This window comes from Flavobacterium haoranii (assembly GCF_009363055.1).
Taxonomy (GTDB): Bacteria; Bacteroidota; Bacteroidia; order Flavobacteriales; family Flavobacteriaceae; genus Flavobacterium; species Flavobacterium haoranii.
In genome coordinates, this window is sequence record NZ_CP045292.1 from 789414 (window position 1) to 811379 (window position 21966).

At 31.6% G+C, this 21966-nt stretch carries 16 protein-coding genes and 3 pseudogenes; 6 read left to right on the plus strand and 13 right to left on the minus strand.

Annotation, left to right across the window (positions count from 1 at the left end; genetic code table 11):
* The first annotated feature begins 19 nt into the window (after positions 1-19).
* On the plus strand, positions 20-307 hold the full coding sequence (locus GCU34_RS03885; RefSeq protein ID WP_072783921.1) for a GIY-YIG nuclease family protein: 288 nt from the start codon (positions 20-22) through the stop codon (positions 305-307).
* 61 nt (positions 308-368) lie between these two features.
* A complete protein-coding gene (locus GCU34_RS03890) occupies positions 369-989 on the plus strand; it encodes an L-threonylcarbamoyladenylate synthase (RefSeq protein ID WP_072783919.1) in 621 nt (206 codons plus the stop codon).
* 40 nt (positions 990-1029) lie between these two features.
* On the opposite strand, the gene GCU34_RS03895 is transcribed toward GCU34_RS03890, so the two are convergent.
* The 3 genes from GCU34_RS03895 to GCU34_RS03905 all read right to left on the minus strand — a co-directional run bounded on the left by GCU34_RS03895 (position 1030) and on the right by GCU34_RS03905 (position 2504).
* Positions 1030-1743, minus strand: a complete 714-nt coding sequence (locus GCU34_RS03895; RefSeq protein ID WP_072783917.1) for a YebC/PmpR family DNA-binding transcriptional regulator — start codon at positions 1741-1743, stop codon at positions 1030-1032.
* 65 nt (positions 1744-1808) lie between these two features.
* Positions 1809-2144 carry a DUF2752 domain-containing protein gene (locus GCU34_RS03900; RefSeq protein ID WP_072783915.1) on the minus strand — a complete coding sequence of 112 codons (336 nt, stop codon included), beginning with the start codon at positions 2142-2144 and terminating at the stop codon, positions 1809-1811.
* 12 nt (positions 2145-2156) lie between these two features.
* On the minus strand, positions 2157-2504 hold the full coding sequence (locus tag GCU34_RS03905; RefSeq protein ID WP_072783913.1) for a TM2 domain-containing protein: 348 nt from the start codon (positions 2502-2504) through the stop codon (positions 2157-2159).
* Positions 2505-2549: 45 nt separating this feature from the next.
* Here GCU34_RS03905 and GCU34_RS03910 point away from each other — a divergent pair, with 45 nt between their 5' ends.
* The gene (locus GCU34_RS03910; RefSeq protein ID WP_084656922.1) at positions 2550-3440 is read left to right on the plus strand and encodes a hypothetical protein; all 891 of its coding nucleotides are present in this window, start codon (positions 2550-2552) and stop codon (positions 3438-3440) included.
* 27 nt (positions 3441-3467) lie between these two features.
* On the opposite strand, the gene gcvT is transcribed toward GCU34_RS03910, so the two are convergent.
* The 4 genes and pseudogenes from gcvT to thrA all read right to left on the minus strand — a co-directional run bounded on the left by gcvT (position 3468) and on the right by thrA (position 9335).
* Entirely contained in the window at positions 3468-4553 is a 1086-nt protein-coding gene (gene gcvT / locus GCU34_RS03915; RefSeq protein WP_072783911.1) for a glycine cleavage system aminomethyltransferase GcvT, read from the minus strand.
* A 97-nt stretch (positions 4554-4650) separates the two neighbouring features.
* Positions 4651-5942: pseudogene (thrC, locus tag GCU34_RS03920) on the minus strand (threonine synthase).
* A 15-nt stretch (positions 5943-5957) separates the two neighbouring features.
* A complete protein-coding gene (locus tag GCU34_RS03925) occupies positions 5958-6878 on the minus strand; it encodes a homoserine kinase (protein WP_072783907.1) in 921 nt (306 codons plus the stop codon).
* A 10-nt stretch (positions 6879-6888) separates the two neighbouring features.
* Positions 6889-9335, minus strand: a pseudogene (thrA, locus tag GCU34_RS03930) (bifunctional aspartate kinase/homoserine dehydrogenase I).
* A gap of 395 nt (positions 9336-9730) precedes the next feature.
* Here thrA and hutH point away from each other — a divergent pair.
* Positions 9731-11239, plus strand: a complete 1509-nt coding sequence (gene hutH / locus GCU34_RS03935; RefSeq protein ID WP_072784148.1) for a histidine ammonia-lyase — start codon at positions 9731-9733, stop codon at positions 11237-11239.
* 33 nt (positions 11240-11272) lie between these two features.
* Here hutH and GCU34_RS03940 read toward each other — a convergent pair whose 3' ends face one another.
* The 4 genes and pseudogenes from GCU34_RS03940 to GCU34_RS03955 all read right to left on the minus strand — a co-directional run bounded on the left by GCU34_RS03940 (position 11273) and on the right by GCU34_RS03955 (position 15782).
* Positions 11273-11629: a DUF1304 domain-containing protein gene (locus tag GCU34_RS03940; protein WP_072783903.1), complete on the minus strand. Its 357-nt coding sequence runs from the start codon at positions 11627-11629 to the stop codon at positions 11273-11275.
* On the minus strand, positions 11626-11808 hold the full coding sequence (locus tag GCU34_RS14375; RefSeq protein WP_072783901.1) for a GldL-related protein: 183 nt from the start codon (positions 11806-11808) through the stop codon (positions 11626-11628). Before GCU34_RS14375 ends, GCU34_RS03940 begins: the two co-directional genes overlap by 4 nt.
* On the minus strand, positions 11809-13179 hold the full coding sequence (rimK, locus tag GCU34_RS03950; RefSeq protein ID WP_072783899.1) for a 30S ribosomal protein S6--L-glutamate ligase: 1371 nt from the start codon (positions 13177-13179) through the stop codon (positions 11809-11811).
* 56 nt (positions 13180-13235) lie between these two features.
* Positions 13236-15782: pseudogene (locus GCU34_RS03955) on the minus strand (ATP-dependent Clp protease ATP-binding subunit).
* Positions 15783-16037: 255 nt separating this feature from the next.
* Between GCU34_RS03955 and gyrA the strand changes: the two are divergent.
* Entirely contained in the window at positions 16038-18581 is a 2544-nt protein-coding gene (gene gyrA, locus GCU34_RS03960) for a DNA gyrase subunit A (RefSeq protein ID WP_072783895.1), read from the plus strand.
* A 41-nt stretch (positions 18582-18622) separates the two neighbouring features.
* On the plus strand, positions 18623-19729 hold the full coding sequence (locus GCU34_RS03965) for a tetratricopeptide repeat protein (RefSeq protein WP_072783893.1): 1107 nt from the start codon (positions 18623-18625) through the stop codon (positions 19727-19729).
* Between the two features lie 33 nt (positions 19730-19762).
* On the opposite strand, the gene GCU34_RS03970 is transcribed toward GCU34_RS03965, so the two are convergent.
* Positions 19763-20524 carry a C40 family peptidase gene (locus GCU34_RS03970; RefSeq protein ID WP_072783891.1) on the minus strand — a complete coding sequence of 254 codons (762 nt, stop codon included), beginning with the start codon at positions 20522-20524 and terminating at the stop codon, positions 19763-19765.
* Between the two features lie 74 nt (positions 20525-20598).
* Positions 20599-21777: an acetyl-CoA C-acyltransferase gene (locus GCU34_RS03975; RefSeq protein WP_072783889.1), complete on the minus strand. Its 1179-nt coding sequence runs from the start codon at positions 21775-21777 to the stop codon at positions 20599-20601.
* Positions 21778-21966 lie beyond the last annotated feature (189 nt).

Consider the following 21966-nt stretch of genomic DNA (forward strand, 5'->3'; position numbering starts at 1 on the left):
TAAAAATGTATCGAGAAGCATGCAACAATCATTTGTTTATATTTTAAAATGCTCAGACAACTCATATTATACCGGAGTGACAAGTAATTTGTCTCAGAGAATTTTTCAACATAACGTTGGCTTTTATCCAGATTGTTATACAATAAATAGAAGACCAATTGAATTAGTTTATTATGCTGAATTTACAGATATATCTATTGCAATTGAATTTGAGAAAAAAATTAAAAAATGGTCGAGACGTAAAAAAAAAGCATTAATAAATGAAGAATACGATAAGTTACCTAATTTAGCAAAAAAGAAATTTTAATTGGCTCTCGATACTTTCATCTACGATGAACACTCGAGCTGACGAAAGTAAATCATAAAAAATGGCAGAATTTATCAAAATTTACGAAGACAAACCTAGCGAAGCAGCCATAAAAAAGGTTGTTGACGTACTTAGAGATGGTGGTTTGGTAATTTATCCTACTGATACTGTTTATGGTTTAGGTTGCGATATTACAAATTCTCGTGCTTTAGAGAAAATAGCAAAAATTAAAGGGATAAAACTCGAAAAGGCAAATTTCTCTTTTATTTGCTACGATTTAAGTAATATTTCCGATTATATAAAGCAGATAGATACTTCAACTTTTAAAATTTTAAAAAGAGCATTACCTGGTCCTTATACTTTTATTTTACCAGGAAATAATGATTTACCTAAAGAGTTTCGTAAAAAGAAAACTGTTGGTATTCGTGTTCCTGATAATAATATTGCTCGTGAAATTGTGAAAATACTTGGAAACCCAATTGTTTCTACTTCAATTCACGATGAAGATGAAGTATTAGAGTATTCTACTGATCCTGAACTAATTTTTGAAAAATGGCAAAACAAAGTCGATTTAGTAATCGATGGTGGTTATGGAGACAATGTAGCTTCTACAATAATAGATTTATCTAGTTATGAGCCTGAAGTAATACGTGAAGGAAAAGGAAGTTTAGATATTTTATAATAAAAAAAGGTTAGCAAATTCGCTAACCTTTTTTTATTTATTATGATTCTTGCATGTTATGAAAAACGTTCATAACGTCGTCATCTTCTTCAATTTTTTCTAATAATTTTTCAACATCAGCTACTTGCTCTGGAGTTAGCTCTTTTGTTACTTGAGGAATTCTATCAAAACCAGAAGACAAAATTTCCATTCCACGGTTTTCTAACTCTTTTTGAATAGTTCCAAAACTCTCAAAAGGGGCATACATTACGATTCCGTCTTCATCGGCAAAAATTTCTTCTACTCCAAAATCAATCATTTCTAATTCTAATTCTTCAACATCTAAACCTTCTGCAGGAATTCTAAAATTACAAGTATGGTCAAACATAAATTCTACAGAACCTTGAGTCCCCATTGTACCATTACATTTGTTAAAGTAACTTCTAATGTTTGCAACAGTTCTATTATTATTATCAGTAGCTGTTTCTATTAAAATTGCAATTCCGTGAGGAGCATATCCTTCAAATAAAACTTCTTTAAAGTTAGCAGTATCTTTATCTGAAGCTTTTTTAATAGCTCTTTCTACATTGTCTTTTGGCATGTTAGCTGCTTTCGCATTTTGAATCACCGCTCTTAATCGCGAGTTAGTTTCAGGATTTGGACCTCCTTCTTTAACTGCCATTACGATATCTTTACCAATTCTTGTAAACGTTTTAGCCATTGCTGACCAACGTTTCATTTTACGTGCTTTTCTAAACTCAAACGCTCTTCCCATTTCTGTATGGATATTAATTTAATTTGAGTTGCAAAAATAAGAAATTATATCAAAAAAAAAGAGGCCTAAGCCTCTTTTGGATATGTAAGTTTGCCAATAAATCCTGGCATTCTTTTACCTTGTATATCGTAAATTGCTTTTATCCATAAAACTCCCATCATTGGAAATACTATAAATGATAATTTATTATATCCCCAAGCACCAGAAAAATCAAAATGTATAATATGCATAATTGCTCTAGTTAAACCACATGCATAACATTCTATTCCCGCTAATTGAACTGAGAGGCAAATACTTTCGCCATTATCAAAAAAATCAACTGGTAAAAATAATAATATTATTGGTGCTAATATTATGACTATATTAGAAGAATAAAAGTAAAGTTTACGAAAGAATTTCATATTTTAATATGATTACAGAGTTTTAGAATAACTTCCGTTTTTAGGTTGTAAGTCACCTGTAATGATTCTAATTAAATCAATTAAAGCCCAAACACCACAACCACCTAATGTCAATAATTGAACAATTCCTTGCCAAGTATATCCTAAATAAAAACGGTGAATTCCTAAACCACCAATTAAAGCTACTAAAATAAGAGCAGTAACTTGACTTTTTCCGCTTCCAGCAGCAGGAGAACTTAATTCATCGTCTAATTGATTAACAGTTTCAGTTTGTGTTTGAACAGGGAATGAAGCATAACTAATTGAAGTAATTGCTCCGAAGGCAAAAAATAATGCCGCTAGAAATAATTTTAGTTTCATATAAAATAATGTTTTAGATTTGCACAAATTTAAATAAGTGATAAAATGTTTCCAAATTTTTTTAGGTATTTTTTAATAGTATTTTTATTAATAATCAATTTTACCTATTCACAAACTGAATATGAGTTTTATGGAGCACTACAACTCAATGGTAATCAAGAGCATTCAATCTCCTATAAAATAAATTTCAAAATTAATAATGGTAAGATTAATGGTTACTCGGTTACTGATATAACTGGTGAACATGAAACAAAAAATGTTATTTCAGGATTTTATGACAGTAATACAAAAATTTTACAATTTAAAGAAGAAGAAATTTTATATACAAAATCTCCAATAAGTGAAAATTCATTTTGTTTTGTAAATTTTAAAGGTAAAGTTGACTTAGGTTCAAAAAACACTATTATTAAGAATAACTTTAAGGGTTTATTTAAAAATAAACAAAAATGTATTGATGGACTTCTAACATTAATTAGTGTTGAAAAAGTTGAAAAACTTGTAAATAAAGTTGATAAAAAAATTCAACGTTCAAATAAAGTTGACAACGCAACAAAAGAAAAGTATAGTCCTGTTAAAATTTATGATAGTTTGAAGGTAAATTATGTGAAAGCAAACCAAAATGTAAATTTGTTTTTTAAAGGAAATAAAGTTGAATTAAAAATTTGGGATGTTGGAAAAGAAGATGGTGATATAATTGATTTGTATCAAGATGACAAAATTTTATTAAAAGATTATACAACTACCAAAATAATTAAAATTATTCCAGTAAGTCTTAAGAGTAATACTGAATTTAAAATTTCAGCTAAAAATTTAGGAACTATAGGTTTAAATACTCCTAAAATAGAAGTTTCTGATGGTGATCGAAAATTTGAACTAATGATTAATTTAAATACTAATGAGTCAGCAAAAATAACAATAATAAAAAATGAACCCTAATGGTTCATTTTTTATTATTGTTATTTTTTAGTTCTTCTTATAAAAAGGTAATTTCACCACTTTAGCTTTTAAATCTTTATTTCTAATTCTAATATAAATTTCACTTCCTTCTGTAGCTAAAGTTGTAGGAACATAACCTAAACCAATTGCTTTTCCTAAAGAAGGCGATTGTGTTCCAGAAGTTACAATTCCAATTACAGTGCCTTTTGCATCAACAATTTCATAATCGTGACGAGGAATTCCTCTATCAATTAATTCAAAACCAACTAATTTCTTAGAAACTCCAGCTTCTTTTTGTTTTTTCAAGTTTTCAGAATTTGTAAATTCTTTATCAAACTTAGTAATCCAGCCTAATCCTGCTTCAAGTGGAGAAGTGGTATCGTTAATATCGTTTCCGTATAAACAGAATCCCATTTCTAGACGTAAGGTATCACGAGCCGCTAAACCAATTGGTTTAATTCCAAATGCAGCGCCTGCTTCAAAAACTTTGTTCCAAATTTGTTCGGCATCTTCATTTTTGAAATAAATTTCGAATCCACCAGAACCAGTATAACCTGTAGCTGAAACAATTACGTCGCTTTTTCCTGCGAAATCTCCAATTTGGAAGGTGTAATATCCCATATTAGCTAAATCAATAGATGTTAAAGATTGCATCGCTTCAGCCGCTTTTGGTCCTTGAATTGCTAATAATGAATACTCGTCAGATAAATTTTGCATGTCTACACCTAAATCATTGTGTGAAGCAATCCAATTCCAATCTTTTTCAATGTTAGAAGCATTAACTACTAACATATAATTATTGTCTTCAATTTTATAAACAATTAAATCATCAACAATTCCGCCTTCTGTATTAGGTAAACAAGAATATTGTGCTTTACCATTAACTAATTTAGAAGCATCATTAGAAGTTACTTTTTGAATCAAGGCTAAAGCATTTTCTCCTTTTAAGAAAAATTCGCCCATGTGCGATACATCAAACACTCCAACACCATTACGAACAACTTCGTGTTCTGCATTTACTCCTTCGTATTGTACTGGCATGTTGAAACCTGCAAAAGGAACCATTTTTGCTCCTAGTTGTTCATGAACATGAGTTAAAGCTGTATTTTTCATTTAGTAGTTTGTGTTATATTTTTATGGTGCTAAATTATTCTTTTTAAATAAAGTGTACAAGTTTAAAAATATAAAATTTTTAACTACTTCTGTTGCATTATCTGTAAATTAAAGCCAGACTTTCCTTCAGTTCTTCGTAATTCTCAATTACAATCGATTTTTTTTCTTTATCAATAATTCCCGAAATATCGTCGGGCAACGGCAATTCTTTGCCAATAACTTGTTCTACAGTGTCTTTAAATTTGATAGGATGTGCCGTTTCTAAAAATACTTTTACGCTATTTGGAATCGTTGCTTTTTGTGTTCCTAAGTAACCAACAGCACCATGAGGATCAGCAACATAATCGTATTGAGAATATAGTTCTTGTATCGCTTTTTTGGTTTGTAAATCATTATAGGAATACGACGAAAACACCGATTTCAATTCCGGAACATTTTGATGAAATAATTCTAAAATTCGCACAAAATTACTCGGATTGCTTACATCCATAGCGTTTGATAATGTGGCAACCGTTTGCGACGGTAAATATTCTTCCGTTTCTAAAAAGCGTGGAACCGTATTATTAGCATTGGTTGCTGCTATAAATTGTTCGATTGGTAATCCCATTTTGTAAGCCAACAAACCGGCACAAATGTTTCCAAAATTTCCACTTGGACACGAAATAACTACTTTTTGCTGTAGCTTTTTCAGTTTTTTATAAGCCACAAAATAGTAAATCATTTGAGGCAACCAGCGCGCCACATTGATAGAATTAGCTGAAGTTAGATTGTATTTTTGCAATGAACTATCCAAAAAGCTTTTTTAACCATAGCTTGGCAAGTGTCGAAAGTATCGGTTACTTCCAAAGCAAAAATGTTTCCTCCCAAAGTAGTTAATTGTTTTTCCTGAATTTCACTTACACGTTTAGAAGGGTAGAGGATTACCACTTTTACACCTTTCACGCCTAAAAAGCCATTAGCAACCGCACCACCGGTATCACCGGAAGTTGCAACTAAAACAGTCACATTTTCATTAGAATTTCTATTAAAGTAACCCAAACAACGCGACATGAATCTTGCGCCAACATCTTTAAAAGCTAATGTTGGTCCGTGGAAAAGTTCTAATGAATACAAATCTTCCGTTATTTTGACTACCGGAAAATCGAAAGTCAAGGTTTGGTTGATGATTTCTTTTAAAGCATATTCCGGAATTTCGTCGCCAATGAAAGGTTGTAAAACGGTATAAGCGATTTCGGTATCCGAAAGATTTTCGATAGTATCAAAAAAGCTTTGTGGTAATTGCGGAATTTCTTCTGGAAAATACAAACCTTTATCGGGCGCTAATCCATGAATAACTGCGTCTTTAAAACGAACTTTTATATTGTGATTATTGGTACTGAAATATTGCATTTTTAAATTTACAAATTATATAATTACTACACCAGTGTTGTTTACTTTAGAACAATGAACATCAAAAGAAGTATAAAATTCTTTTCCTAATTCATTGAATTTATCTTTCACTTTTTCAGCTACTTGATTTCCTTTACATAAAGCAAAAATTGAAGGTCCTGAACCCGAAATTCCAGAGTTCAAAGCGCCGTTTTCTAAAGCACTTTGCTTCAATTCTTCAAAATGAGGAATCAAATTTTTACGAGCCGGTTCTACGATTACATCAACTGCTGAACGACCAATTAAGTCATAATCTTCGGTGTACAAACCTGCTACTAATCCGGCCACATTTCCCCATTGCGTAATGGCACTTTTCAACGGAACCTCTTTCGGTAAAACGGCTCTGGCTTCTGAAGTTTTGACTTCAATATGTGGATGAATAACCACAACATGCAATTCACTCGGGCTTTCAATATTGATTAAATCTAAAGGTTCGTAACCTCTAATTAAGGAAAATCCACCTAAAAGAGCAGGAGCAACGTTATCGGCATGTAAAGAGCCACTAGCAATGGCTTCACCAATCATACTAAAAGGAACCAATTCTTTTTTAGTCAACGGATTACCGGCTAAAACGTTAATGCCATAAACGGCTCCGGCAGCACTTGCTGCGCTACTTCCAATACCACTTCCGACTTTTATTTTCTTGTGAATTTCAATTTCAAAACCATAATCGAGTTGTAAATGATCGACTAAAGCTTGAGCGGCAACTCCAGACACATTTTTTGAAGTTTCATAAGGTAAATCAGCGCCGGTAATTTGAGTAATGGTAATTCCTGGTGCTTCTTTTTTACGGAAAATCATTTCGTCGCCAATGCCTTCTAAACACAGTCCGATGATATCGAAACCACAAGAAAGATTAGCAACTGTTGCGGGGCAAAATATTTTTATTTCGTTCATAATCGATTTTTTAAAAGTTTCCTACACGTATTACATCTGCAAAAATTCCCGAAGCTGTTACGTCAGCGCCAGCACCGGCACCTTTAATGAGTAAAGGTTGTTCTTTGTAGCGATCGGTGTAGAATAATACAATATTGTCTTTTCCATCTAAATGATAAAACGGATGGTCTTTAGCGATGAATTGTAAACCAACAGACGCTTTTCCGTTGTCAAATTGGGCTACATATTTTAAGCGAAATTCTTTAGTTTGAGCTTCTTTCAATAATTCGTTAAAATGTGCTTTATGAGTTTCTAAACTCGTTAAAAAGTCGGGCACTGAAGTCGTGTCCAAACATTCTTTTGGTAGAAAGCTTTCGTTTGCAATATCACTCATTTCGTAAGCATAACCACTTTCTCTGATAAGAATTAAAAGCTTACGCATGACATCAACACCACTTAAATCAATCTTAGGATCTGGTTCTGTATAGCCTTCAATTTGAGCTTGTTTGACTATATCAATGAAAGTATCACTCGTATTGAAATTATTGAAAATAAAGTTCAAACTTCCTGATAAAACCGCTTGAATTTTATGAATTCTGTCGCCGCTGGCAATACAATTTTTTAGCGTATCGATAATTGGTAAACCGGCTCCAACATTCGTCTCGTATAAAAATGGAACTTTGTATTGGCGTACCAAATCTTTCAGTTCTCTGTAATTTTCTAGCGGAGACGAACAAGCAATTTTGTTACAAGTAACCACCGCAATACTATTTTTTAAACAAGTGTTGTACCAAGTTGAAACATCGGCATCCGCTGTATTGTCAACGAAAATACTATTACGTACATTGATTTCTTTGATCTTGGAAGTGAATTCGGCTAACGATGCTTTTTTACCGTTTTCTAAAGTTTCTTTCCAGTTTTTTAAGTCGATTCCTTCTTTATCAAAATGCATTTTTCGGCTGTTGGATAATCCCAAAATACGAACCGAAATATTTAGGTTTTGTTTCAAAAATTCTTGTTGGTTTGAAATTTGTTCAATGAATTTACTTCCAACATTTCCCGTTCCAACCACAAATAAATTTAATTGTTTGGTTACGGTTTCAAAGAAAACTTCATGCAATGCATTTAATGCTTTTATCACATCTTTTGAATTGATTACAGCCGAAATATTACGTTCGGAAGCTCCTTGTGCAATGGCGCGAACATTAACATTATTTCGACCTAAAGTACTGAACATTTTTCCGCTCAATCCTTGATGATTTTTCATTTGGTCACCCACAAGTGCAATGATACTCAAATCTTTTTCTAATTGACACGCATTCAATTGACCGTGAGTAATTTCCTTGTGAAATACTTCGTCAATATATTTTTTCGCTTTTTCTGCTTGATTTTCTAAAATTCCGATACAAATAGAATGTTCGGATGACGCCTGAGTGATAAAAATAACATTGATGTTGTGCAACGATAAGGTTTCGAAAAGCTTTTTAGCAATACCGGAAACACCAACCATTCCGCCGCCTTCAAGCGTTAGTAAAGCGATTTTATCAATATTACTAATTCCTTTTACCGATTGCTGTGGCGTTGTATTTTCATTAGAAATCAAAGTTCCATGTTCGTTAGGAGCAAAGGTGTTTTTGATCCAAATAGGAATTTGTTTTTTAAGCGCCGGTTGGATTGTTGGTGGATACAAAACTTTGGCACCAAAATGAGATAATTCCATCGCTTCTTGGTATGAAATAGAAGCGATAGGTTGCGCTTGTTTCACAATTTTAGGATTGGCCGCATACATTCCGCTGACATCTGTCCAAATTTCTAGAGAATCAGCAGAAACACCATTAGCTAAGATGGCAGCTGTATAATCAGAACCTCCGCGACCTAAAGTAGTGGTGCTGCCATTTCGAGAACTAGCGATAAATCCGGGTAAAACAAATAGTGATTTCTCTGTTTTTTTGAAATAATCATCAATATGTTGATAGGTTTCGGGATAAAAAACATTGGCATTACCAAAATTTTCATCGGTTACAATTAAAGAACGACTATCAACAAATGGATTCTGACTATCAAATTTTTGAGCAAAAAAACTAGAAATTATAGTAGAAGACAATAATTCGCCATAACCAATTATAGCGTCGTGAATTTTAGGTTGTACATCGCCCAAAAGATAGCAGCCTTCTAACAATGTTTCTAAATGTTTGAAATGCTTATGAATAGTTTTTTGAAGTTTTTCATCCTGTATCAAGTCAAGTTCTTGAATAACTGTTTCGTGTTGTTCTTTTAAGTTTGAGAACTTGGTTTTGTATTCTTTATTTTTTTCAGAAACCAAGTGTGTCAACTGAACTAGTTGGTCGGTTACACCGCTACAGGCAGATACTACAACAATTATTTTTGATTGTCTTTTTTTTGCTGAACAATATCAGCGACTTTTTTTATATTTTGAGCATTGGCTACTGATGTACCGCCAAATTTGAGTACTAACATAATGGAATATATAGATTAAAAGAATTTTTCTTACTAAAAAATAGCAATACAGTTATAGTATTATATGTAAGAATTAAACCCCAAATGGGGTAGTAGTTGTAACTGTAGTCGTTACAATAGTCGAAATGCCACAAGAAGAAATGATCTGTGCATTAGAATTTGATAAATATTTCGACTGACTTTTAATCATTGGTACAAATTTAGAAAAAGAAAAAAACAATTAAAAATTTTACATTCTTTTTATGATTTTATTAAATTTTAATTATTGAAAATACTTTAATTAATGAAATTACATTATTTATCTGTTAAATTTTATTTTATTGATAATTTTTATTTCAGTTTAATTTGCTTTTTCACGAATGTTTGCGGAATTTTGGGCTTTTAAAAATGTAAAAATGGAATCTGTTCATTATATAAGTTCTGATATCTTAACAATTGAGAAAATTGATAGTATTATTTCTCAAGATTTAAAATTGGCTTTATCAGAAGAAGCAAAAGTTTTAATTGAAAAATGTAGAACGTATTTAGACAAGAAAATGGAGACAAACGAAACTCCTATTTATGGAATAAATACAGGGTTTGGTTCTCTTTGTAACGTTAAAATTTCTGATGAAAATTTATCGAAATTACAAGAGAATTTAGTTCGTTCTCATGCTTGCGGAACAGGTGAAGAAGTGCCACATGAAGTGGTGAAAATAATGTTACTTTTAAAAATTCAATCCTTAAGTTATGGTCATTCGGGAGTGCAATTGGCAACAGTAGAAAGATTAATTGACTTTTATAATAACGATGTTTTACCTGTTGTTTATCAATTAGGTTCTTTGGGAGCATCTGGTGATTTAGCGCCTTTAGCACATTTATCTTTACCATTAATAGGTGATGGAGAAGTATATTATGATGGATTTAGACAACCCGCTCAAAAAGTTTTAGATAAATTAGGTTACGATCATATAAAATTACAATCTAAAGAAGGATTAGCTTTATTAAATGGAACTCAATTTATGAGTGCTTATGGAGTTTATACTTTAATGAAAGCTAGTAAACTTTCTTATTTAGCTGATGTTATTGGAGCAATTTCACTAGAAGCTTTTGATGGTAGAATTGAACCTTTTACTGATTTAATTCATTTAGTTCGTCCGCACAAAGGTCAAATTCAAACTGCAGAACGTTTTCGTGAACTTTTAGAAGATAGTGAAATTATTAATCAGCCTAAAAAACATGTCCAAGATCCTTATTCTTTTAGATGTATTCCTCAAGTGCATGGAGCGTCAAAAGATACAATTGATTATGTGAAGAAAGTTTTTAGAACGGAAATAAATTCGGTTACTGATAATCCAAATATTTTTGCAACTGAAGATTTAATTATTTCTGGTGGAAATTTTCATGGGCAGCCATTAGCTTTAGCTTTAGATTTCTTAGGAATTGCCGTTGCTGAACTAGGAAGTATTTCTGAAAGAAGAACTTATCAATTAATTTCGGGTTTAAGAGATTTACCTGCATTTTTAGTAAACGATCCGGGATTAAATTCTGGTTTTATGATTCCGCAATATACTGCGGCGAGTATTGTGAGTCAAAACAAACAATTGGCAACTCCAGCAAGTATTGATAGTATTGTTTCGAGTAACGGACAAGAAGATCATGTAAGTATGGGAGCAAACGCTGCTACAAAAACACTTCGTATTGTTGAAAACTTAGAGCGTATTTTAGCGATTGAATTACTAAATGCATCACAAGCTATAGAATTTAGACGTCCGTTAAAATCGAGCGAGTTTATTGAAAGTTTCTTAAAACTTTACAGAGAAGAAGTAAGTTTTGTTGATGAAGATAGATATTTACACTTAGATATTGAAAAATCAATTTTGTTTATCAATAGTTTTCAAATTGATAGCGAAGTTTTAAATTAATAAAAAAAGCCACTTATTAAGTGGCTTTTTTTATTAATTCATAATTAGTACAATTGTAATTATTGCAGGCAAAGCTTGAATATAAAATATTTTTTTAGAAGCAGATAAAGCTCCATAAATTCGAGCAACTGATACGCAAATTAAAAAGAACAATGCTATATTCTTACTCCAAAATTCATCGTTTATAAATAAAGACCAAAGTAAACCCGCTGAAAGAAATCCGTTATACAATCCTTGATTTGCTGCTAATGTTTTTGTAGGTTCAAATAATTCATTAGGGAAATTACGAAATACTTTTGGGCCTTTTGTTGTCCATAAAAACATCTCTAATACTAAAAAGTAGAAGTGAAGTAAAGCTATTATAACTATTAGAATTTTGGCAACAATCATTTTTTAGTTTTTAAAATATTAATTATTAAAATCAAAATTGCACCGACCTCCGAAAGCATTCCAATAAATAATAGAATTTTGGCACCAGGCCAATGCATTATTTTGAATAACGCGCCTATAATTGTTATAGCAAATCCAAGCAAGAAAAAAACTAAAGGAAACTTATATTTGTTTTCCATCTATTGTTTCCATTTAAAATTTTTCTCAATAGCTTTAATCATTTCACCAGCAATATCTTTTTGAGTTGCTCCTTCAATTCCTTCAAGACCTGGAGATGAATTTACTTCTAATAATAATGGACCTTTAGAAGAACGAATTATGTCTACACCAGCTACTTTTAAATCCATTGCTTTAGTAGCACGAATTGCTATTTTCTTTTCTTCGGCAGTAACTTTAACTACAGATGCAGTTCCACCCATATGAATATTCGCTCTAAATTCCCCTGGAGCAGCTTCTCGTTGCATAGCAGCTACAACTTTTCCGTCTACAACAAAAAGACGCAAATCTTTACCATTTGCCTCTTTGATGAATTCTTGTACTAAGATGTTAGCATTTAAACTTTTAAAAGCGTTGATTACTGATTCTGCTGCTTTTTTAGTTTCTGCTAAAACTACACCTTTACCTTGTGTTCCTTCTAAAAGTTTAACAATTAAAGGCGAACCACCTACCATTTTAATTAAATCGTCAGTATCCAAAGGAGAATTAGCAAATCCTGTTGTAGGAATATCAACTCCGTTATTTAATAATAATTGTAGTGAAAACAATTTGTCTCTGGACTGACTAATGGCAGCTGCGCCATTTAAGGCAAAAACTTTTAAAGCTTCGAATTGACGAGTTAAAGCACAGCCATAATAAGTCATACTCGGTCTTATTCTTGGAATTACAGCGTCAAAATCATTTAAAATTTTACCACCACGATAATGAATCTCAGGAGTTTCAGCATCTAGTTTCATGTAGCAATATTTCAAATTTAAGAAGTGCATTTCATGACCACGCATTTCTCCGGCTTCAATAATTCTTTTATTACTATAAAGTTCAGGATTACTTGCTAATACGGCAATTTTTAAACCTTTTTTAGCTTCAACATCTGAATAATAATATTCTTTTAATTTTTCTTTAGTTGGTTGACCTAATAAATATTTTGCTTCAGGATCAACTAAGATTCTTCCCGACATAGCTTCTCTTCCTAAAAGCATACGGAATCCCATTGAATCTCTGTTAGTTAAAGTAACTTCAATTTCCCAAGATTTACCACCAATTTCTAAAGTTGTTTTAATTACATAACGTTTTTCTCTAAATCCGCTTGAACTTTTTACAACCCTTTGGTCGACTAGTTTTGCTTCGCAATGAATAACTGCTTTAGCATTGTTTTGAATAGGGTTAATATCAAACTTTATCCATTCTTCATTATCTTTTTGAAAAGGTTTAATATTTATAGCGTGAAGTGCAGAAGTTTTTGCTCCAGAATCAACACGAGCTTTAATAGTAGGAATACCAAGAGTAGGGAAAGAGCACCATTCTTCACTACCAACAATTACTTTATCTAACATTTATTGTTTCTAATTTTAATCTAAAGTACTAATTTTTTTTAATAAAAAAATCCTGCTTATTTAGCAGGATTTTCTTTGGTTTTTACTTGAATTGTAAGTTCACTTTTTCTTCATCTAAATCCATAAAAATTTCATCACCTTCATGTATTTTTGAAGTTATAATTTCTTCTGCAAGAGCATCTTCAACATATTTTTGAATAGCACGTTTTAAAGGTCTTGCTCCAAATTGCTTATCAAAACCTTTTTCTGCAATATAATCTTTAGCTTTTTCAGAAAGTCTTAAATCGTAGCCTAAATCTTTAACTCTGTCGTATAATTTAGCCATTTCGATGTCGATAATTTTATCAATATCTTCTTTATCAAGCGGATTGAAAACAATTACATCATCAATACGATTTAAAAACTCAGGTGCAAAGGCTTTTTTCAATGCATTTTCAATTACTCCTTTTGCGTGATCTTCTGCTTGAGAAGTTTTTGCTGTTGTACCAAAACCAACACCTTGACCAAAGTCTTTTAATTGTCTTGCTCCAACATTTGAAGTCATAATAATTATAGTATTTCTAAAATCAATTTTACGACCTAAACTGTCAGTTAAATGTCCGTCATCTAAAACTTGAAGCATCATGTTGAATACATCAGGATGCGCTTTTTCAATTTCGTCTAAAAGAACAACGCAATAAGGTTTTCTACGAACTTTTTCAGTTAATTGACCGCCTTCTTCATAACCTACATATCCAGGAGGTGCTCCAACTAATCTCGAAATTGCAAATTTTTCCATGTATTCACTCATGTCAATTCTTACTAAAGCATCTTCAGAATCAAATAATTCTTTTGCCAATACTTTAGCTAATTGAGTTTTTCCAACACCAGTTGAACCTAAGAAAATAAACGAACCAATTGGTTTATTTGGATCTTTTAATCCGGCTCTATTACGTTGAATAGATTTTGCGATTTTCTCAACAGCTTCATCTTGTCCAATTACTTTACCTTTAATTAGTTCAGGTAGTTTAGCTAACTTATTACTTTCAGTTTGTGCAATACGATTTACAGGAATTCCTGTCATCATAGAAACTACATCTGCAACATTATCTTCAGTTACCGTTACACGATTGTTTTTAGAATCTTCTTCCCATTTTTCTTGAGCAATTGCTAAGTCTTTTTCAATTTTCTTTTCATCGTCTCTTAACTTAGCCGCATCTTCATATTTCTGTTTTTTAACAACTTCATTTTTCTTTACACGAACATCTTCTAATTGACGTTCTAATTCTAAAATTTGTTTAGGAACATCAATATTTGTGATGTGAACACGAGATCCTGCTTCATCTAGAGCGTCAATGGCTTTGTCTGGTAAAAACCTATCAGTCATGTATCGACTTGTTAATTTAACACAAGCTTCAATAGCTTCGGGTGTATAAATAACATTGTGATGATCTTCATATTTAGCTTTAATGTTGTTCAAAATAGTAATAGTTTCTTCAACAGATGTTGGTTCAACTACAACTTTTTGAAAACGACGTTCTAAAGCTCCATCTTTTTCAATGTATTGACGATATTCGTCTAGAGTAGTAGCTCCAATACATTGGATTTCACCTCTAGCTAGAGCGGGTTTAAACATATTGGATGCATCCAAAGAACCAGTTGCGCCACCAGCGCCAACAATAGTATGGATTTCATCAATGAAAAGAATGATGTCGTCGTTTTTCTCCAACTCATTCATTACAGCTTTCATTCTTTCTTCAAATTGTCCTCTGTATTTAGTTCCAGCTACTAAACTGGCTAAATCTAGAGTTACAACGCGTTTGTTGAATAAAATACGAGATACTTTCTTTTGATAATCATTAAAGCTAATCCTTCTGCAATAGCAGATTTACCAACTCCTGGTTCTCCAATTAATAAAGGATTATTTTTCTTTCTTCTACTTAGAATTTGAGAAACACGCTCAATTTCTTTTTCTCTACCTACAACAGGATCTAATTTTCCTTCTTCGGCAAGTTCAGTTAAATCACGACCAAAATTGTCTAATACAGGAGTTTTAGATTTTTTTGTTGTTTTATTACCTTGTGGAGGATTATTAAATCCACTATCTTTTGATAAATCATCATTATCAGCATCATCGTTGAAAGACTCTGCTTTAGGTAAGTTTTCTATATAATCATCTTCGTTTGTTGTCATGGCGGTATATTGTTCTTTTACTGTTTCATAATCAATTTTTAGCTTATTCAATAGTTTTGTTGTGGGATCATTTTCATTACGTAAAATACATAACAATAAATGAGCTGTACTTATAATGCTGCTATTGAAAAGTTTTGCTTCTAAAAAGTTGTTTTTAAAGCTCTTTCAGCTTGTCTAGTTAAATGAAGGTTTTTTTTATCATTATTTTGAACTCCAACTGAATTAGCAGGGCTTAGTATTTCAACCTTTTTTCGTAATAAATCAAAGTCAACTGCCATATTATTCAATATCGTCATTGCTTTGCCATTACCTTCTCTTAAAAGTCCAAGCATAAGATGTTCGGTGCCAATAAAATCGTGCCCCAAACGTAATGCTTCTTCTTTACTATAAGAGATTACTTCTTTTACTCTTGGTGAAAAATTATCGTCCATTATTATTAATATCTAATTGTAAATATACTAAGAATTCTATTGAAATTGCAAATAATATGCCTAATCTTAGTATACTGACGAATTGACAAACTTTATTTTAAATATGAAAGAAATTGAAAATAAAATCATAAACATTTTGTAAAATTCATTGTTAATAAAAAAATCAAATTAATTTAAAATTAGCTTATATAAAAAGGTAAAAAGGCGTATATTGGCACGTTTAACATATAGATGATAAATTAAATATAAATACTTATGTCTGAAGGAGAAAAGTTAATTCCTATTAACATTGAAGATGAAATGAAATCAGCTTACATCGATTATTCGATGTCAGTTATTGTTTCGAGAGCGCTTCCAGATGTTAGAGATGGATTAAAACCCGTACATCGAAGAGTATTGTTTGGAATGCACGAATTAGGAATTCGTTCTAATAGTGCCTATAAAAAATCAGCGAGAATCGTTGGAGAAGTGTTAGGTAAATATCACCCACATGGTGATTCATCAGTATATGATACTATGGTTCGTATGGCTCAAGAATGGAGTTTACGATACTTAATGGTAGATGGTCAAGGTAACTTTGGTTCGATTGATGGCGATAGTCCAGCTGCAATGCGTTATACTGAAGCTAGAATGAAGAAAATATCAGAAGAAATGCTTGCTGATATAGAAAAAGAAACTGTTGATTTTCAGTTAAATTTTGATGATTCATTAGAAGAGCCAAAAGTATTACCAACTCGTGTACCTAATTTATTAATTAATGGAGCTTCTGGTATTGCTGTTGGTATGGCTACAAATATGCCACCACATAATTTAACTGAGGTTATTGATGGTACTTTAGCTTATATTGATAACAATGATATCGAAATTGATGAATTAATCAATCATGTAAAAGCTCCAGATTTCCCAACAGGTGGTATTATCTATGGTTACGAAGGTGTGAGAGAAGCATTCAAAACAGGTCGCGGTCGTATTGTAATGCGTGCTAAAGCTAATTTTGAAGAATCTAACGGGCGTGAAGCAATTATTGTAACTGAAATTCCGTACCAAGTTAACAAAGCCGATATGATTAAGAAAACGGCTGATTTAGTTAACGATAAAAAAATTGAAGGAATCTCAACTATTCGAGATGAATCGGATAGAAGTGGTATGCGTATTGTTTACGAACTAAAACGTGATGCTGTTCCAAATGTTGTTTTAAATACACTTTATAAATATACACAGTTACAATCTTCGTTTAGTGTAAATAATATTGCATTAGTAAACGGACGTCCGCAATTATTAAATTTAAAAGATTTAATTCACTATTTCGTAGAACACCGTCATGATGTTGTTACGAGAAGAGCACAATTCGATTTACGCAAAGCAGAAGAAAGAGCACATATTTTAGAAGGTTTAATTATTGCTTCTGATAATATTGATGAAGTTATTGCTTTAATTCGTTCATCTAAAGATGGAGAAGAAGCAAGAGCTAAATTAATGGAGCGCTTTAAATTATCTGAAATTCAAGCGAGAGCTATTGTTGAGATGCGTTTACGTCAGTTAACAGGTCTTGAGCAAGATAAACTTCGTGCAGAATATGAAGAGATAATGAAGTTAATTGCATATTTAAAAGACTTACTTGCAAGCAAAGAAATGCGTATGCAAGTAATTAAAGACGAATTAACTGAAATTAAAGATAAATATGGAGACGCTCGTCGTTCTCAAATTGAATATGCTGGTGGAGATGTAAGTATTGAAGATTTAATTGCTGATGAATCTGTAGTTATTACAATTTCTCATGCAGGTTACATTAAACGTACATCTTTATCGGAATACAAAACACAAAATAGAGGAGGAGTTGGTCAAAAAAGTGCCGCAACAAGAGATCAAGATTTCTTAGAGCATTTATTTGTAGCAACTAATCACCAATATTTAATGTTCTTTACGCAAAAAGGAAAATGTTTCTGGATGCGTGTGTTTGAAATTCCTGAAGGAACAAAAGCCAGTAAAGGTAGAGCTATTCAAAATATCATCAATATTGAACCAGATGATAAAGTAAAAGCTTATATCTGCACTCAAGATCTTAAAGATGAAGAATACATTAACAACCACTTTGTAATTATGGCTACAAAGCAAGGAATTGTTAAGAAAACTCCTTTAGAACAATATTCTCGTCCACGTCAAAATGGTATTAATGCAATTACAATTCGTGAAGATGATGAATTACTAGAAGCAAAATTAACAACTGGAAATAGTCAAGTTTTATTAGCCGTTAAATCTGGTAAGTTAGTTCGTTTCGAAGAAGAGAAAACTCGTCCAATGGGAAGAACTGCATCTGGAGTTAGAGGTATTACTTTAGCTGATGAAAAAGATGAAGTAATTGGTATGGTTTCAATTGATAAAAACCACATCAACGATTCACAAATTTTAGTTGTAACTGAAAATGGTTATGGTAAGAGAACTAAATTAGTAGATGAAGATGGAGAAGATGTTTACCGTATTACAAATCGTGGTGGAAAGGGAGTTAAGACATTAAATATCACAGATAAAACAGGTCAATTAATTGCAATTAATGCTGTAACTGATGAAGATGATTTAATGATTATCAATAAATCTGGTTTAACTATCAGAATGAGAATTGATGATTTACGTGTAATGGGTAGAGCTACACAAGGTGTTCGTTTAATTAATATTAAAGGAACTGATTCAATTGCTGCAGTAACTAAAGTTTTACGTGAAGAAGAAGTTGATGATATTAATGAAGGTCAAGAAAACGGTACAGAATTTGATAATTCAGAAAACAACGAAAATCAAGAATAATTAAAAGCCCAGTTTGGGCTTTTTTTAAAACTAAAAACAAAATGAAAAAATTATTATTAGCTACATCAATTATGCTATCAGTAGCTTCTTATGCTCAAAAGGATGAGTTAAAAACACTTAAAAAGATTTATTCTAAAAGTAATGTTTCTGACAAAGATCTAGAAACTTATAAAGCTACATTAGCTTCTTTAGAAAACTTAGCTACAGAGGAAGGTGATAAAGTGTATACAAAATTTTATAAAAATATGTATCCAACTTTAGTTTTAGCTTCAAAAGGTACAAATGCAACATTACAAGATCAAATGAATGTTTATCAACCTGATTTTATCACTAATTATGGTAAAACAATAGATGAAACTATTGAATATGAAACAAAGACAGGTAAAAAAGTTTATAAAGACGAATTAATTCAAGAAAAAACTGATTTTAAAAACCAATTAAATAATATTGCTTCCACTGCTTACGGAAACAACAAGTTCAAAGAGGCAGCAAGCTTATTTTATGCAAAATATCTTTTTGATCCTAAAAATGAAGGTCAAGCTTTAGAAAATGCATCAATTGCAGCTGTACAATCTCAAGATTATAAGTTAGCTGAAAAGATGTATGAAGAATTAAAGAAAAGTGATTATTTAAATAATGCTACAAAGTATTTAGCAGTAAGTAAAGTTAGTGGTGAAGTAGATACTTATACATCAAAGGCAGATAGAGATAGAATGGTTAAAATTGGTTCTCACGAAAAGCCGTCTGAAGAAAAAGTTTCTAAACAAAAGCCAGAGATTTACAAAACTTTAGCTTTAATTTATGTTCAAAATGGTAAACTTGTTGAAGCTAAAAAGGCTTTAGCTGAAGCTAGAGAGTTATCTCCAAATGATGAAGATATTAAAAAAGAAGAAGCTCGCTTATATTTTAATGATGCTTACGAGTTATTAAAAGACGATCAAAAATTGGTTGATGAAATTAATGCTAATTTATCAAACAAAGCAAAATATGACGAGTTAATGGCAAAAAGAAAAAATAACTTTTCTACTGCAATGCCAAGTTTTGAAAAAGCATATTCATTAAATCCTTCTGATCAAAACACAAAATCACTTTTAAAAATGACCTATGAAATTTTAGGTATGAAAGAAAAAGCTGATAGTATCAAATAGTAAAAAATCCCAACTAAACGTTGGGATTTTTTTTTAAATTATTTTCTTAATAACTCTCAATTTATGAGTGTGTCTATTTGTTTCAGCATTGTATATTCCTAAATGATCTAAAAAATCAATTCTAACTTTTCCAGAGGCGTGAATAATATGATTGTTCTCAAGCATTATCCCAACATGAATAATATTTCCTTCTTCATTGTCAAAAAAGGCTAAATCACCAGGTTCGCTTTCTTCTATAAAACTCAACGCTTCTCCTTGTGTAGCTTGTTGTGAAGCATCTCGTAAAAGATGGTAGCCATTTAGTTTGTAAACCATTTGTGTAAAACCAGAACAATCAATTCCGAATGGTGTTTTCCCTCCCCATAAATAAGGTGCATTTAAATACATAAATGCTGTTTTTATAAGATCTAACTTAGGTTTTATACCGCAAGTTCTTATTCCTTCAAAAGTATAATTTTTGTCGTTTATATTTTCATCGTTTAAAAATGAAAGAGAACTTCCCATAGAGATAGGTAATAATTCATTATTTGAATTGGATACAAACTCAATTAAATCATTGCTTAAAACAAGTGGAGTATTTTGAAGTATTTCAAATTGAGCTTCGGAAATAAACTGAAATTGTTTGTTGTCAATCCAACCTTGATAATTGTCAAAAGCTATTTCAATCTTAGTCCATTTTAATTGATGGTCTAAAACTTTAAAATGTTCGCCAAAAAGAAGTTGTGTTACTTGTTCGCTTCTATCTGAAGCTTCAAGCCGAACAGGAACAATAGCAAGATTGCAAATACCAAACATTAACTCTATAATAAAAAACAAAGTTATGAGATATATTGAAAATATCCCATAACTTCATCAAAAAAATACTACAATTAAGCGCGTTCTATTACAATAGCAGAAGCACCGCCACCACCATTACAAATAGCAGCTGCACCAAATTTTGCGTTATTTTGTTCTAAAACATTGATTAAAGTAACAATGATTCTTGCTCCAGAACAACCAAGAGGATGTCCTAATGAAACTGCACCACCATTAACATTTATGTTATTTTCAGATAAACCTAAAATTTTAGCATTTGCTAATCCTACAACTGAAAAAGCTTCATTAAATTCAAAATATTCAATATCAGAAATTGATAAACCAGCTTTGTCTAATGCTTTTGGTAAAGCTTTTGCCGGAGCTGTAGTAAACCACTTTGGTTCATGTGCAGCATCTGCATAAGATTTAATATAAGCTAAAGGTTTTAAACCTAATTCATTTGCTTTTTCTTCACTCATTAAAACTAAAGCAGCAGCACCATCATTAATTGTTGAAGCATTTGCAGCAGTAACTGTTCCTTCTTTTGTAAAAACAGCAGGTAAAGAAGGAATTCTATCTAACTTAACATTAGTAAATTCTTCATCTTTAGAAACAATAATAGGTTCTCCACGTCTTTGAGGAACTTCAACTGGAACAATTTCAGTATTAAATTTTCCAGCTTCCCAAGCAGCTGCAGAACGCTCATATGATTGAATTGCGAAACGATCTTGCTCTTCACGAGAGATATTATACTCAGAAGCACATAAATCAGCACAAACCCCCATTGCATTGTTATCGTAAGCATCTGTAAGGCCATCTTTTTGAAGACCGTCTACCATAGTAGTAGGACCAAATTTAACTCCGTTTCTCAAGTGAACATAATGAGGAATTAAACTCATGTTTTCCATACCACCAGCAATAATAACATCAGCATCACCGCTCATGATAGCTTGTGCACCTTGCATAACAGCTTTCATTCCACTTGCACAAACTTTATTTACAGTAGTACAAGGAACTGTATCAGGTAAACCTGCATACATTGCAGCTTGTCGAGCTGGAGCTTGACCATTACCTGCTTGTACAACATTACCCATTAATACTTCATTAACTTCTTTTGGATCTAAATTTATTTTAGCCAATGCTCCTTTGATTGCTGTTGCTCCAAGTTTAGTTGCAGGAACTGTAGATAAAGCTCCCATAAAACTTCCCATTGGTGTACGAACAGCAGAAACTATTACGACTTTTTTATTCATTTTATTGAAAATTAAATTGGTTTTGCGAATTTACTATTTTAATTGATTATATATTGCATTTTATTAAAAAAATAATGAATTGTATCTGAAAACTAATTGAATTTTAATTTTTATAAATTTTATTAAAAAAAAATTACCTCTATCTGTTTGAAATATAGAGGCTTTCAAATAAGTTTAAAAAAAATATAT

Coding starts and splice junctions, on each gene's coding strand:
- GCU34_RS03885 (WP_072783921.1), top strand. CDS start 20: ATGCAACAATCATTTGTTTATATTTTAAAATGCTCAGACAACTCATAT.
- GCU34_RS03890 (WP_072783919.1), top strand. CDS start 369: ATGGCAGAATTTATCAAAATTTACGAAGACAAACCTAGCGAAGCAGCC.
- GCU34_RS03895 (WP_072783917.1), bottom strand. CDS start 1,743: ATGGGAAGAGCGTTTGAGTTTAGAAAAGCACGTAAAATGAAACGTTGG.
- GCU34_RS03900 (WP_072783915.1), bottom strand. CDS start 2,144: ATGAAATTCTTTCGTAAACTTTACTTTTATTCTTCTAATATAGTCATA.
- GCU34_RS03905 (WP_072783913.1), bottom strand. CDS start 2,504: ATGAAACTAAAATTATTTCTAGCGGCATTATTTTTTGCCTTCGGAGCA.
- GCU34_RS03910 (WP_084656922.1), top strand. CDS start 2,550: ATGTTTCCAAATTTTTTTAGGTATTTTTTAATAGTATTTTTATTAATA.
- gcvT (WP_072783911.1), bottom strand. CDS start 4,553: ATGAAAAATACAGCTTTAACTCATGTTCATGAACAACTAGGAGCAAAA.
- GCU34_RS03925 (WP_072783907.1), bottom strand. CDS start 6,878: ATGAACGAAATAAAAATATTTTGCCCCGCAACAGTTGCTAATCTTTCT.
- hutH (WP_072784148.1), top strand. CDS start 9,731: ATGGAATCTGTTCATTATATAAGTTCTGATATCTTAACAATTGAGAAA.
- GCU34_RS03940 (WP_072783903.1), bottom strand. CDS start 11,629: ATGATTGTTGCCAAAATTCTAATAGTTATAATAGCTTTACTTCACTTC.
- GCU34_RS14375 (WP_072783901.1), bottom strand. CDS start 11,808: ATGGAAAACAAATATAAGTTTCCTTTAGTTTTTTTCTTGCTTGGATTT.
- rimK (WP_072783899.1), bottom strand. CDS start 13,179: ATGTTAGATAAAGTAATTGTTGGTAGTGAAGAATGGTGCTCTTTCCCT.
- gyrA (WP_072783895.1), top strand. CDS start 16,038: ATGTCTGAAGGAGAAAAGTTAATTCCTATTAACATTGAAGATGAAATG.
- GCU34_RS03965 (WP_072783893.1), top strand. CDS start 18,623: ATGAAAAAATTATTATTAGCTACATCAATTATGCTATCAGTAGCTTCT.
- GCU34_RS03970 (WP_072783891.1), bottom strand. CDS start 20,524: ATGTTTGGTATTTGCAATCTTGCTATTGTTCCTGTTCGGCTTGAAGCT.
- GCU34_RS03975 (WP_072783889.1), bottom strand. CDS start 21,777: ATGAATAAAAAAGTCGTAATAGTTTCTGCTGTTCGTACACCAATGGGA.